The organism is Janthinobacterium amylolyticum, from assembly GCF_051380655.1.
In the GTDB taxonomy this organism is placed as follows: domain Bacteria; phylum Pseudomonadota; class Gammaproteobacteria; order Burkholderiales; family Burkholderiaceae_D; genus Janthinobacterium.
Map to the genome: position 1 here is coordinate 414214 of NZ_JBNYXL010000003.1, position 13695 is coordinate 427908.

Genomic DNA, 13695 nt, shown 5'->3' on the forward strand with positions numbered 1-13695 from the left:
TCCGACCCCGGATGTTGGTTTGGGCTTTGGCTACCCAAGCAACATCAGGACGCTTCTTTGAGTTGCTCCAGAATCGCCGGATTTTCCAGCGTCGACACATCCTGCGTGATCGTCTCGCCCTTGGCCAGCACGCGCAGCAGGCGGCGCATGATTTTGCCGGAGCGGGTTTTCGGCAGGTTGTCGCCGAAACGGATTTCCTTCGGTTTCGCGATCGGGCCGATTTCCTTGCCGACCCAGTTGCGCAGCTCCAGGGCCAGCTTCTTGGCTTCCTCGCCCGTCGGACGCGCTTGCTTCAGCACCACAAAGGCGCAGATCGATTCGCCTGTCGTGTCGTCCGGACGGCCCACCACGGCCGCTTCGGCCACCAGCGGGTTGGCGACCAGCGCCGATTCGATTTCCATCGTGCCCATGCGGTGGCCCGATACGTTCAAGACGTCATCGATGCGGCCCGTGATGGTGAAGTAGCCGGTGTCCTTGTTACGGATGGCACCGTCGCCTGCCAGGTACATCTTGCCGCCCAGCTCTTCCGGGAAGTAGCTGGACTTGAAGCGCTCCGGGTTGTTCCAGATCGTGCGGATCATCGATGGCCACGGGCGCTTCACCACCAGGATACCGCCCTGGCCGTTCGGCACGTCCTGGCCTGCTTCATCGACGATGGCAGCCATGATGCCCGGCAATGGCAGGGTGCAGGAACCTGGCACCATCGGCGTCGCGCCCGGCAATGGGGTGATCATGTGGCCGCCCGTTTCCGTTTGCCAGAAGGTGTCGACGATCGGGCACTTCTCGCCGCCGATGTTCTTGTAGTACCACATCCACGCTTCAGGATTGATCGGCTCGCCGACGGAACCCAGCAGGCGCAAGCTGGACAGGTCGTAGTTGCTTGGGTGGACTTTCGGGTCCACGTCGGCGGCCTTGATCAGCGAACGGATGGCCGTTGGCGCCGTGTAGAAAATGCTGACGTTGTGCTTCTTGATGGTTTCCCAGAAGCGGCCCGCGTTCGGGTAGGTCGGGATGCCTTCGAACACCACTTGCGTGGCGCCCACGGCCATCGGGCCATACGCGATGTAGCTGTGGCCCGTCACCCAGCCGATGTCGGCCGTGCACCAGAAGACATCGTCCGGCTTGATGTCGAAGCTCCACTTCATCGTCAGCGCGGCCCACAGCAGGTAGCCGCCGCTCGAATGCTGCACGCCTTTTGGCGTGCCGGTCGAGCCGGACGTATACAGAATGAACAGTGGATGCTCGGCATCGACCCATTCCGGCTCGCATTGCGCGCTCTGGCCTTCGACCAGGTCGTGCAGCCAGGTGTCGCGGCCGGCCACCATCGGCAGGTCGCTGCCCGTGCGCTTGTACACGATGACGTTTTTCACGCAGTCGCAGCCGCCCAGCGCCAGCGCTTCGTCGACGATGGCTTTCAATGGCAGCTTTTTGCCGCCGCGCAATTGCTCGTCGCCGGTGATGACTGCCACTGCGCCCGCATCGATGATGCGTTCCTGCAGGGATTTCGCCGAGAAGCCGCCGAAGACGACGGAGTGGGTGGCGCCGATGCGTGCGCAGGCTTGCATTGCGGCAACGCCTTCGACGGACATCGACATATAGATGATCACGCGGTCGCCCTTGGCAATGCCCTTGGCTTTCAGGCCGTTGGCGAACTTGCAGACTTTTTCGTGCAGCTCTTTATAGCTTGCCTTGGTGACGGTGCCGTCGTCCGCTTCGAAGATGATGGCGGTCTTGTCGCCCAGGCCGTTTTCGATGTTGCGATCGAGGCAGTTGTACGACACGTTCAGCTGGCCGTCCTCGAACCATTTGTAGAACGGCGCGTTGTCTTCGTTCAGGGTGCGGGTGAAAGGCTTTTTCCAGCTCAGGTTTTCACGCGCCAGACGGGCCCAGAAGCCTTCGTAGTCGGTTTCCGCCTCTTTCACCATGGCGTGGTAGGCGGCCATGCCGGAAATGGTGGCTTGGGCGGCAAACGCCGCCGATGGTTCAAACACGCGCGACTCTTCCGGTCCTTGCTGCTGCGTGCCCTGCCCTTGGTTTTCTGTAGCGCTCATGCTTGTCTCCAGTGTAGTAATTGTTTGCTAACACGATAGGCTCCGTGTCTTACGGACGCCTTACATGTCGCGTTTATGCCGCGTTTTACCCCTATCAAGGCTAACCATAAGCGCCTTCTGCAATAGGAGTCAAGGGGACGCCGTACAGTATTTTCGCTGGGGAAATGCACGCTACGCCGAAGCTTCAATACCACTTCGTGTTTCATCAAAGCTAATAATCAGGAGCAAGGCCATGCGCAGTAATCAACAGCAAGTGTAAAATGTCGGGCATGCCAAAAATTGGTATTTACTCCCCCAGGAAACCCCCACATGATCGACCACCTACCACCATCCACCAAACATACCAAGCTGCGCCCACTGTCCGCCTTCATCTTCATGTCGCGCTGGCTGCAGTTGCCGCTGTACCTGGGCCTGATCCTCGCACAATGCGTGTATGTCTTCCATTTCTGGGTGGAATTGTCCGACCTGATCGGCGCCGTGTTCGGCAATGACGCGGCGTTGCAGCACGTGCTGACGGCCGTTGCCGTGCCGGGCAGCGCCCTGCCGACCAAGCTGAACGAAGCGACCATCATGCTGGTGGTATTAGGCCTGATCGACGTGGTGATGATTTCGAACCTGCTGATCATGGTCATTATTGGCGGCTACGAAACCTTCGTTTCGCGCATGCACCTCGATGACCACCCAGACCAGCCGGAATGGCTGTCGCATGTCAATGCTTCCGTGCTGAAGACGAAATTGGCGATGGCCATCATCGGTATCTCGTCCATCCATTTGCTTAAGACCTTCATCAACGCCAACTCGTACAAGATCGAAGTGATCATCGCGCAAACGGTGATCCACATGGTCTTCATCCTGTCGGCGATGGCGATTGCCTACACGGACCGCATCATGACGGTGACCCAGAACCAAGCCAGAGCACCACATTAAAGAAAGAAGCCCATGACTGCCAGCGGCGGCCATGGGCTTTCAGCAAAGAATCTTACCCTTCTTATCTACCGCGAGAACACCATGACTGTCATAAAGCAAGAAGACCTGATCGAATCCGTCGCCGCAGCGTTGCAGTACATTAGCTACTACCACCCTGCTGATTACATCGAGCACCTGGCGCGCGCCTATGAGGCGGAGCAAAGCCCGGCGGCGAAAGATGCGATCGCGCAAATCCTGACCAACTCGCGCATGTGCGCGGAAGGCAAGCGTCCGATTTGCCAGGATACGGGTATCGTCAACGTCTTCCTGAAAATCGGCATGGGCGTGCGTTTCGAAGGCTTCTCCGGCACCGTCACCGACGCCGTCAACGAAGGCGTGCGCCGCGCGTACAACTTCGACGACAACAAGCTGCGCGCTTCCATCGTGGCCGACCCGCACTTCGACCGCAAGAACACCAAGGACAACACGCCAGCCGTGGTGCACATGGAACTGGTCGAAGGCAATACCGTCGACGTGAAGGTCGCTGCCAAGGGCGGCGGTTCGGAAAACAAGTCGAAGATGATCATGATGAACCCGTCCGACTCGCTGGTCGACTGGGTCATGAAAACGGTGCCTACCATGGGCGCCGGCTGGTGCCCGCCTGGCATGCTGGGCATCGGCATCGGCGGCACGGCCGAAAAAGCCATGCTGATGGCAAAAGAAGTGTTGATGGAAGACATCGACATGTACGAGCTGAAACAGCGCGGCCCGCAGAACAAGCTGGAAGAGCTGCGCATCGAACTGTGCGACAAGATCAACTCGCTGGGCATCGGCGCGCAAGGCCTGGGCGGCCTGACCACCGTGCTGGACGTCAAGATCATGATGCACCCGACGCACGCCGCGTCGAAGCCGGTCGCCATGATCCCGAACTGCGCCGCCACGCGCCACGGCCACTTCGTGCTGGACGGCTCCGGCCCTGCCTACATGACGCCGCCACCACTGTCGACCTGGCCAAACGTAAGCTGGGCGCCGGACACGGAAAAGTCCAAGCGCGTCGACCTGAATACCCTGACGAAAGAAGAAGTCGCTTCTTGGACGCCGGGCCAGACCTTGCTGTTGAACGGCAAGATGCTGACGGGCCGCGATGCCGCACACAAGCGCATCCAGGACATGCTGGCCAAGGGCGAGGAATTGCCGGTGGACTTTAAAAACCGCGTGATCTACTACGTCGGCCCGGTCGATCCGGTGCGCGACGAAGTGGTGGGCCCGGCCGGCCCGACGACGGCCACGCGCATGGACAAGTTCACCGACATGATGCTGGAAAAAACCGGCCTGATCGCCATGATCGGCAAGGCCGAGCGCGGCCCGGTCGCCATCGAGTCGATCCAGAAGCACCAGTCGGCCTACCTGATGGCCGTGGGCGGTTCCGCCTACCTGGTGTCGAAAGCCATCAAGGGCGCGAAAGTGCTGGGCTTTGCCGACATGGGCATGGAAGCCATCTACGAATTCGACGTGGTCGACATGCCGGTGACGGTGGCCGTGGACTCGAAGGGCACGTCGGTGCACAACACGGGCCCGAAAGAATGGCAGGCGAAGATCGAGCAACTCAATAGCGTCAGCAAGATTCCCGTGACGGTTGCTTAAACAAGCTCTACCATTAACGCCGCGCGGCAACCTAGCGCGGCGTTTTTTTATCTACTCCGGTTCCCCATGACTTCTATTGCAAGCAATGCTCACCCTGACGCGCCCATCGGCGTCTTCGACTCCGGCGTGGGCGGCCTGTCGGTGCTGCGCCATATCCGTGCGCAGCTGCCGCAGGAAGACCTGATTTACTTTGCCGATTCGGCCTACGCGCCGTATGGAGACAAGACGGAACAGCAAGTGATCGACCGCTCGCTGGCGATCGCCGCGTATTTATTAGAGCAAGGCGCCAAGGCGCTGGTGGTGGCCTGCAACACGGCCACCATCTCCGCCATCAAGGCCTTGCGCGCGCGCTACCCGGAGTTGCCCATCGTCGGCGTCGAGCCGGGCCTCAAACCAGCGGCCGCCATCAGCCGCAACGGCAAGATCGGGGTGCTGGCCACCGAGCGCACCTTGCGCGGCGACAAGCTGCTGGCCCTGCGCGAACAGGTGAGCAACGCGACGGGCGCCACCTTCGTCTTGCAGCCGTGCATCGGCCTGGCCGACCGCATTGAGCAATGCGCGCTGGGCAACGACCCGCTGGACGCCACCAGCGCCATGCTGGAACGCTACATCGCGCCCGTGCTGGCACAAGGCGTCGATACCCTGGTGCTGGGCTGCACTCACTACCCGTTCGTGCAGGACGCCATCGAGCGCACGGTGCGCGCGCACACGCAGGAAACCATCACCCTGGTCGACACGGGCGAGGCCGTGGCGCGCCAGCTGGCCCGGCTGCTCGACGCGGCCGGCTTGCGCCGTAGCAGCAGCAGCGATGCGCCCCGGCTGCAGGGCTACACAACGGCAAGCGTCGAATCGCTGGCGACAGCTTTCGCCGGTTTGCTGGACTTGCAGCCGCCCGTCGCCCACGTCGCCGTGTGAGCGGTGCAAGCCAAAGCGACCGTTTTCATGCAATCTTTCGATTCTTTAAAAAAGACTGCATTTAGATTTGCCACTTTGCCGAGTTCTTTGTATAATTCGGCACCTGTTCAGCAAAACAGCTAAACAGGTAAGTAAGACAGTGGTGGCTGTAGCTCAGTTGGTAGAGTCCAGGATTGTGATTCCTGTTGTCGTGGGTTCGAGCCCCATCAGCCACCCCACAGAATAATGAAGAGCCCGGTTTTCGAACCGGGCTTTTTCTATTCCGGCGTCCGTTTTTTATCCCTCTCCGATACCGGCCCCGGTATCGCTTCCTGCAAAAAATTCATTAGTGCAAATTTGACCATCGCCCTACTCTGGGGTGCGGCATCGACCGCATCATAAAAACAGCATGGAGACAACGATGAAACAATTGCTGGCAGCACTCTGCCTGATGTTCTGCGCCCACGCGCAGGCGGTCAACCTGACGGGCGTACCGAACGCGCACGACCCCGGCACCCTGACGCGCGACGGCGATACGTATTTCAACTTCACCACCGGCAACGGCATCTGGTATTCCAGCTCGACCGACATGCTGAACTGGTCGGCCGGCCCGGCGCCCGTCTTCAGCACGCCGCCGGCCTGGATCGCGAATAAAATTCCCAACTTCGGCGGCTCGTACTGGGCGCCGGACGTGATCCACATGAACGGCTACTATTATCTGTATTACTCGGTATCGACCTTCGGCACTTCCGTGTCGGCCATCGGCGTGGCCCGCTCGGCCTCGCTGAAAAACCCCAGCTGGACGGACCTGGGCATCGTCGTGCAATCGTATGGCGGCGGCGCGGAAATCAATGCCATCGACCCTGCCCTGTTCCGCGATTACGACGGCAAGGTATACATGTCGTATGGCTCGTTCTTCGGCGGCATCGGCGTGACGGAAATCAACCAGGCCACGGGCAAGACCACGGGCAACGTCACCACCATTCTCGGGGGCGGCGGCAAGGATATCGAAGCGCCCTACATCACGCGCGATGGCGAGTATTACTATCTGTTCGTCAACCGCGGTAAATGCTGCCAGGGCGCCGCCAGCACCTATTACGTGGAAGTGCAGCGCGCCAGCAGCGTGACGGGGCCGTACAGCGGCACGCGCACGGTGCTGCCCAATCTCGATGGCAAGTACAAGGGGCCGGGGCATATCGGCGTGCTCAAGCAGGATGGCTGCAACTACACGTCCATCCACTACTACGACGTCAACGACAATGGCGCGGCCAAGCTCGACATATTGAAAATGAGCTACGGCGGCGGCTGGCCCAGCCTGACGCGCAATTTCACGGTGGCCAGCTGCGGCGGCATTTCCGACGGACTGACCGTACTGCGCTCGCGGCTGAGCGGCAAGGCCATGGCAGTGGCGGGCGCCAGCACGGTCAATGGCGCGCTGGTGCAGCAGCAAACGTATACGGGGGCCAAACACCAGCAATGGTATGTGGTGGGACATGGCGACGGGTATTACAGCCTGATCAACGCAAACAGCCTGCTGGGACTGGACGACTACAACAACTCGACCACGGCCGGCACGAACATCGCGCAATGGAGCTACTGGGGCGGACTGGGCCAGCAATGGCGCTTCGCCAGTCCCGCCTCCGGCTACCAGACGATCAGCAACCGCTACAGCAACCTGACCCTGGACGTATTAAATTTGAGCACGGCGGAAAACGCGCAGATCATCCAGTGGAACCTGACCAATGCGAACAACCAGCAATGGTCCTTGAGCCGGCCGTAGCGGTGGCGATAAAAGGCGTGCATACTGGAAGAAATTAACTGAAAGACACTATGCACGATACTGCCTACTTTAGCACCATGGGACGCTTCGTCCATGCCAGCGTGCGGCTGGAGGTACTGCTTGAGACGGCTCCCGCCGCGCTGCCGGCCAGCGTGCGGGCCGTGCAGGCAGAGCTGGCGGCGCTGCTCGCGCGCATGGTGGACGGCAGCCTGCAGCCGACGCAGGAGGAACTCGACGCCCTGACGGCGCGGGCCGAAGCGGCAATACGGGACGGCCAGGCGGCAGGCTGATCAGCCCGCCAGCACGGACTGCACCGTCGTCGCCAGGTCTTCCATGCGCACGGGCTTGACGAGGAAGTGGCGGAAGCCCACGGCCAGCGCGTCATCCATATACATGGGCAAGCTGTGGCCGGTAACGGCAATCAGCGCGGCATTTGCCGTGTCAGGATTGTTGTGCAGGCGGCGGCCGATCTCGATGCCGCTGATGCCGGGCATCTCGATGTCGAGGTAGACGGCGTCGGGCACGCACAGCTTGACTTGCTCGACGGCCATCTGCCAGTTGCGCACCACCACCACGTGGTGGCCCAGCGCTTCGAGCAGCATGGCCAGCGATTCGCCCACTTCCTGGTTGTCATCGACCACCAGCAAATTGAGCTTGCGCGCGGCGGCGGCAGGCTGCTCGCCCTGGCGGCGTTCCACGCTGGAACTGCCTGGTATCGGTTCAGTTATCTGGCTCATTGTACGTTCACGTCTGGCGGCTGCAAAAGCGGCAGTATACAAGAAGCGCGCAGAATGCCGCCGCACCCGAGCACTGTAGCCAAACGGCAATGCAAACGCCACTGTACCGCGCCAGCAACACTTCTCCCCGCTCCAGCAGGTAAAGCCGGGCCTACGCAGTTTGCGCAATTGACGGATAAAATGAGAATCATTATCATTCTTATCCCCTTGCGCCGGATGCCTACGCCACGATGCTGTCGCGCCGCCTGACTGCCCGCGCAACCATCGTCATTACGGAGATTCATGCATGGCTGCCACTTTTTCCCCACTTCCTTTCTCGCTGCGCCCGTGCGCGCTGGCCATCGCCCTGGCCTGCCTGGGCGCACCCCTGGCAGCCCAGGCGCAGGACGCCAATACCGCCAGCACAGCCAATGAGGCCGGCCCCATCCTTGAATCGATCAAGGTCAGCGGCAACTTGCTGGGCACCAGCATGGCCGCCAGCACGAAGAACTTCGCAGGCGCCCGCACGGTGGTGCAAAAGGATGAGATCGAGAACTCGGGCGCGGCCAGCCTCAGCGACGTGATGCGCCGCATTCCCGGCGTGCAGATCAGCGACAATTCGGGCAGCGCCGGCAGCGCCGTATCGCTCAATATCGGCGTGCGCGGCCTGGCCGGACGCTATTCGCCGCGCAGCACGATCTTGCTCGACGGTATCCCGATGGCGGTGGCGCCCTATGGCCAGCCGCAACTGTCGTTCGCGCCCGTCAGCCTGGCCAATGTCGAGACGGTCGACGTGGTGCGCGGCGGCGGCGCCGTGCGCTTCGGCCCGCAAAACGTGGGCGGCATCATCAACTTCAAGACGCGCCGCGTGCCCACCACGCCCGGCGTCACGGGCGACGCCACGGTGCGCTACAACTCGTACAGCGAAGTGGGCCACAACACGCAGGCCAGTGTCTTTGCCGGCACCCAGCTCGACAATGGCCTGGGCCTGGCCGTGCTGTACTCGGGCATCCGCGGCAGCGACTGGCGCGTGGGCAGCGATGAAAAGGTCAACGACTTCGCCCTGAAATTCCGCTACGACCTGAGCCCTACCGCCGAGGTGTACGGCAAGCTGTCCTACTACGACGTGACGTCGCGTACGCCGGGCGGCCTGACCGCGGCGCAATACAAGCAGGACCCGTTCCAGAACACGCGCCCGACCGACTACTGGAGCGGCGAACGCAAGGCCTTCGACATCGGCTACCTGAATGCCATTTCCAGCACGCAGGAATTCGAAGTGCGCGGCTACTACAACAAGAGCTCGCGCGAAAGCACCCTGATCAATAACGGCCGCACGGGCCTGGGCCACCAGCCGCGCAACTATGAAACCACGGCCATCGAACCGCGCTATACGCAACGTTTCATCACGGGCAAGGTCTCGCAGGACGTCACCGTCGGCTACCGCTACCTGGCCGAGCGCGCCGATGAAACCATCTACAACGTCGTCATCGCCACAGGCGTGCAGCAGGCGCCGACGCGCTTCGCCGATAACTCGACCGATGCGCAAGCCGTGTATATCGACGACAAGATCGCCATCGATGCTTGGCGCATCACGCCGGGCGTGCGCTACGAGCACATCAAGACGGAACGCTTCAACCACTTGCCGGTCGACCAGAAAATCGAACTGCTCAACAACAAGGCCCTGCCGTCGCTGAACGTGGCCTACTTGCTCAACAACAATGTGACCCTGTTCAGCAACTACAACAGCTCGTTTGGCGCCGTGCAAAACACGCAGCTGAACTCGCAATCAAGCAAGAATCCGCTGCAGCCGGAACTGGCGAAAACGGCCGAACTGGGCGCGCGCTGGAAGAGCGGCCAATTGTCGGCCGAGGCAACCCTGTTCAACATCAAGTTCGACAACCAGATCCAGTCCGTCGGCAGCGGCGAAAACGCCGTCTTTTACAACGTGGGCGCCACGCATCACCGGGGCCTGGAATCGGCCGTCGACTACCACTTCGACAAGTCCGGCCCGCTGGCCGGCCTGAACGCCTACGCCACCTACAGCTACACCAAGGCAACCTTGCAGGATGGCGTGAACGCCGGCAACGACGTCCCCTTCTATTCGCGCAATACGGACACCATCGGCGCGCACTACCAACTGGGCGCGTGGGGCTTCGATTTGTCGAGCAGCCACCAGAGCCGCCAGTTTGCCGACGAAGCCAATACCGTGGCGGAAAATGCGGCAGGCAACCTGGGCGTCATTCCCGGCTACCGTACCTGGAACACGCAGGCGAAATGGAAAGTGCCGGGCCAGAACGGCCTGGAGCTGGTGGCCGGCGTCAACAACCTGACGGACAAGCGCTATTTCACGCGCACGTCGGACGGCAACCTGGGCAAGATGGTGGGCGCGCCGCGCATGGTGTACCTGCAAGGCCGCCTGGCGTTCTGAACTGAAACGTCGCACCGTCTATCGCATCGATAGGCGGACGCGCACGCTTGCGGCAGGCAAAAACCTGCGCCATTGTTGTAATGGTGCAGGTTTTTTTTCGCCCACGATGTCACAAAAATTCTCTACTGCAAGCACGCTCAAGGCCGCGTTCGCTCTGGAGCGGAATTGCAATTAGTTCACCATGGAAATCAATTGCACCACAGCCATAAATGATTTCACAATTACAAATATTTTCAGCGAGCGCGTGTTCTTTTGGTGATTTTTGGTGATATTCTTTAAATGTCATTTAAGAAATTAAATGATCTTTTAATCAACTAAAACGAGAGCTCACATGAATACGCCTGCCACCTTGCTGAAGATTGCCGCACTGGCCACCCTGGTCACCGCCGGCGCCGCCAACGCCGCGACCGAACTGGTGGTCAACGGCAGTTTTGAAAGCAATGCCATCTCCTCGCCTTACGCGCAGCTGAGCGCAGTCACGGGATGGACCTCGTCCGTCAGCGGCAACACGGCCTTTGAAATCCAGAAGGGTGCCACGCAAGGCGGCCTGAGCGGCTTCAACCCTGCCGCCGCCGATGGCATGCAGTACCTGGAATTGAACACGGAAAGCCTGTCGTCCACCTACCAGACGATCGCCACCACGGCCGGCGGCACCTACGCGCTGTCGTTCGCCTACTCGGGCCGTCCCGATACCCCGGGCGGCGCCAGCAGCCTGATGAATGTCTACTGGGGTTCGACCCTGCTGACACCGACTGCACTGGTCGGCAACACGGGCGGCACCTGGCAGACCTACAGCCAGAACCTGACGGCGCTGGGCGCGTCCACCGTGCTGCGCTTCGAGTCGATCGGCCCAGTCTCCGCACCCACCTACGGCTCTTACCTGGACAATGTATCGGTGATGGCCGCCGTGCCGGAACCGGAAACCTACGCCATGATGCTGCTGGGCCTGGGCTTGCTGGGCTTCATGGCACGCCGCAAGCCTGCCGCCTGATCCAGCCGCATGCCAGCCAGGCCGCCCCGCTGCAAAGCCGGGCGGCTTTTTTACGCCTGAAGAGATAGTGCAGACCCAATAAATGTTGCCCAAAAGAATTAAATTGGGACTACAATAGCAGGGTATCAAGCAATGCCAAGCATCGCTCCGCCAAGGCCGCTACCCCGCCTTGATCATCAGCACGCATTTTTTGAACAGGATGGCCGGCGACCCCGGGCACGCTTGCGCCCCTGGCAGCGCCACCAAGCACGTACTATGTCTGAAGAAAAAACCATTACCGAAACCAGTTCCTACGGCAAGGACACCCCTGTCGGCCGTCCCGACGTCGATGGCCGCGCGGGCATTTTCGTGCCTACCGCGGCATTCGACATCAACAGCACCACCATCCGCAAGGGCGCCGGCATTGTCGGCTTCGGCAATCTGGATGGCACCCTGACCGTGTATTTCGAAGCCAACCGCTTCGATGAAAGCAATCTGCACAAGTGGGAGCACAAGGCGCGCAAGGCCTATGACCGCATGGTGATGGGCGCGCCGACGGTGTCGAAGGCGAAGATCGATGCGCGCATGCTGGAACAGGTGGGCATCATCGACGGCATGGGCATCAACCTCAAGCATCCGGAACGGCTGACGCACTGGCTGGCGATCTCGAACGTGCCAGACACGGCGCCGGAAGAACCGGTGCTGCGCTGGAAGAACCGCTAGAAGAGCCAGGCATGGGGCTTGGGCGCCCGTGACAAGGTGTTGTCCTACACGATAGCGGACAGTCATCTGATGCCCCTGGGCATTAACTCATCCTATGATGACAGCATACCCACCGCATCCAACGGGTCTACCACATCACCTACTCAGGAGTACGACATGTCCCGCCTCATTCCGATCAGCTTTGGCGCCTTGCAAATAGGTCTGGCAGCGGCGGCGGTGTACATCCTGTGCTCGGCGGACGTGCTGCACCAGACATCCGTGTATTTCCACTAATGCACATGACAAAGCCAGGCAAGCGCCGCTTGCCTGGCTTTGTCCCGCATGCATCCGAATCCGATCAACCGTCAATCAGCGGCGGCCGTGATAACGGCCATGCCCGCCCCAGCCGCCGCGGTGTCCACCATAGCGGCCAAAGCCAAACACGAAGTCCAGCCCGATCGACACGGGCGGATTGTAATAATACGGTTGCGGCGCGTACACGGGCGCCGGCACATACACGGGCTGCTGTATGTAGACAGGCTGCTGCTGCACGTACACGGGTTCATTCGTGTATTCCACGCGCGGCTGGCTCACCACGCGCGACGACTGCACGGGTTCGGACGACACCGTGTGCCATTCATATGGGTTGTAGGCGGCCTGTGGCGCACGCGTGCCGTAATACGCGGGGCCGGGCGGGGCCACGGCGCAGCCACCGAGGGCGGCCAGTGAAATTACTGCCAACAGGGTTTTCATCGCAATTCTCCTGATATGTACCACTACTTAATTAAGTACTATAAGAAATAATGCGGCACTTTGCTGTGCTTTTACCGATTGTTACACCCCTACGCACGCCGCAACATGACATGTCGCACGGCCGCCACATGCGGCCTGCCCAGCACATTGCCTCAAATAAAGGGAATGTCGCAAGTATCGATGGCCTTGCCGGCCGCATCGTAACGCTGCACGCACATCTGGTAACGCACGCCGTAATCGAGCTCCACCTGCTCGACCTTGCCGTACTTTAATTTCCAGCTGGGCTGCACCTGCCGCTTGCCGCTCAGGGCCGCCACATCCTGCGGGATGGCCATGGCCGTCTGGGTCTCGCCCTGGCGCGCATCCTGGCGCCGCGCCACCTCCATGGACACGCTCAGCGCCACGTCAACGCCGCCTTCGGCATACGCCAGCGTGGGCGCGCTGCGCTTGGCCCGCATCACGCCCCAGGCGCAGGCATTGCCGCCGGCTTCGCATTGCTTCAGTTGCGCCAGCGGAAAATATTCCGCAGCGACCTTGCCATCCTTGATGGGCCAGCTGGTGCGCACGCCATCGCGCTTGCCGCTGAGGGGATTGTCCCAGCTCAGGCTATTGACGACGGCGACGGTCTGTCCCGGCTGCAAGCCTGCCGGCGTACCCAGGCCAGCACAGGCGGACAACAGCAGGGTGCTGGCGGCGAACGTGGACAGTATCAGGATGCGTTGCATAATAAACCTCTTCTGGCGGAATCCGCAGTGGTATGCCCCGAGGGTAACAGAATCGGGAGCGGTGGCGCCGTTGACTGGCGCACATAAGAAGACGGGCAGCGCCCTTGCAAGCGCTGCCCGTCGCGG

Annotated in this window: 13 protein-coding genes and 1 tRNA gene; 9 read left to right on the forward strand and 5 right to left on the reverse strand. The window is 61.0% G+C overall.

Annotation, left to right across the window (positions count from 1 at the left end):
• Nucleotides 1-44: 44 nt before the first annotated feature.
• Nucleotides 45-2051 (reverse strand): acetate--CoA ligase, encoded by a 2007-nt coding sequence (gene acs / locus ACQ4WR_RS08425; RefSeq protein ID WP_436486591.1) that lies wholly within the window; start codon nucleotides 2049-2051, stop codon nucleotides 45-47.
• 309 nt (nucleotides 2052-2360) lie between these two features.
• On the opposite strand from acs, the gene ACQ4WR_RS08430 reads away from it, so the two are divergent.
• The 6 genes from ACQ4WR_RS08430 to ACQ4WR_RS08455 all read left to right on the forward strand — a co-directional run bounded on the left by ACQ4WR_RS08430 (nucleotide 2361) and on the right by ACQ4WR_RS08455 (nucleotide 7565).
• Entirely contained in the window at nucleotides 2361-2978 is a 618-nt protein-coding gene (locus tag ACQ4WR_RS08430; RefSeq protein WP_436486593.1) for a YqhA family protein, read from the forward strand.
• Between the two features lie 81 nt (nucleotides 2979-3059).
• Nucleotides 3060-4601, forward strand: coding sequence for a fumarate hydratase (locus ACQ4WR_RS08435; protein ID WP_092798220.1), 1542 nt, complete (start codon nucleotides 3060-3062; stop codon nucleotides 4599-4601).
• 66 nt (nucleotides 4602-4667) lie between these two features.
• Nucleotides 4668-5516: a glutamate racemase gene (gene murI, locus ACQ4WR_RS08440; protein WP_436486595.1), complete on the forward strand. Its 849-nt coding sequence runs from the start codon at nucleotides 4668-4670 to the stop codon at nucleotides 5514-5516.
• A gap of 142 nt (nucleotides 5517-5658) precedes the next feature.
• Nucleotides 5659-5734 (forward strand) — tRNA-His (locus ACQ4WR_RS08445).
• Nucleotides 5735-5916: 182 nt separating this feature from the next.
• Nucleotides 5917-7275 (forward strand): family 43 glycosylhydrolase, encoded by a 1359-nt coding sequence (locus ACQ4WR_RS08450; protein ID WP_436486597.1) that lies wholly within the window; start codon nucleotides 5917-5919, stop codon nucleotides 7273-7275.
• Nucleotides 7276-7325: 50 nt separating this feature from the next.
• The gene (locus ACQ4WR_RS08455; protein WP_102292527.1) at nucleotides 7326-7565 is read left to right on the forward strand and encodes a hypothetical protein; all 240 of its coding nucleotides are present in this window, start codon (nucleotides 7326-7328) and stop codon (nucleotides 7563-7565) included.
• On the opposite strand, the gene ACQ4WR_RS08460 is transcribed toward ACQ4WR_RS08455, so the two are convergent.
• Nucleotides 7566-8012: a response regulator gene (locus tag ACQ4WR_RS08460; RefSeq protein ID WP_102292526.1), complete on the reverse strand. Its 447-nt coding sequence runs from the start codon at nucleotides 8010-8012 to the stop codon at nucleotides 7566-7568.
• Between the two features lie 286 nt (nucleotides 8013-8298).
• On the opposite strand from ACQ4WR_RS08460, the gene ACQ4WR_RS08465 reads away from it, so the two are divergent.
• A complete protein-coding gene (locus ACQ4WR_RS08465; RefSeq protein ID WP_436486600.1) occupies nucleotides 8299-10419 on the forward strand; it encodes a TonB-dependent receptor family protein in 2121 nt (706 codons plus the stop codon).
• Between the two features lie 109 nt (nucleotides 10420-10528).
• On the opposite strand, the gene ACQ4WR_RS08470 is transcribed toward ACQ4WR_RS08465, so the two are convergent.
• On the reverse strand, nucleotides 10529-10705 hold the full coding sequence (locus tag ACQ4WR_RS08470; protein ID WP_180979249.1) for a hypothetical protein: 177 nt from the start codon (nucleotides 10703-10705) through the stop codon (nucleotides 10529-10531).
• Nucleotides 10706-10750: 45 nt separating this feature from the next.
• On the opposite strand from ACQ4WR_RS08470, the gene ACQ4WR_RS08475 reads away from it, so the two are divergent.
• Together ACQ4WR_RS08475 and ACQ4WR_RS08480 are read left to right on the forward strand one after the other, a co-directional pair.
• On the forward strand, nucleotides 10751-11410 hold the full coding sequence (locus tag ACQ4WR_RS08475) for an FxDxF family PEP-CTERM protein (protein ID WP_436486602.1): 660 nt from the start codon (nucleotides 10751-10753) through the stop codon (nucleotides 11408-11410).
• Nucleotides 11411-11665: 255 nt separating this feature from the next.
• Nucleotides 11666-12112: a hypothetical protein gene (locus ACQ4WR_RS08480; protein WP_102292524.1), complete on the forward strand. Its 447-nt coding sequence runs from the start codon at nucleotides 11666-11668 to the stop codon at nucleotides 12110-12112.
• Nucleotides 12113-12460: 348 nt separating this feature from the next.
• Here the strand turns inward: ACQ4WR_RS08480 and ACQ4WR_RS08485 are convergent, their stop codons facing one another.
• Both ACQ4WR_RS08485 and ACQ4WR_RS08490 read right to left on the reverse strand, forming a co-directional pair.
• The gene (locus ACQ4WR_RS08485; RefSeq protein WP_102292523.1) at nucleotides 12461-12844 is read right to left on the reverse strand and encodes a hypothetical protein; all 384 of its coding nucleotides are present in this window, start codon (nucleotides 12842-12844) and stop codon (nucleotides 12461-12463) included.
• 152 nt (nucleotides 12845-12996) lie between these two features.
• Nucleotides 12997-13569 carry a hypothetical protein gene (locus ACQ4WR_RS08490; RefSeq protein ID WP_102292522.1) on the reverse strand — a complete coding sequence of 191 codons (573 nt, stop codon included), beginning with the start codon at nucleotides 13567-13569 and terminating at the stop codon, nucleotides 12997-12999.
• Nucleotides 13570-13695 lie beyond the last annotated feature (126 nt).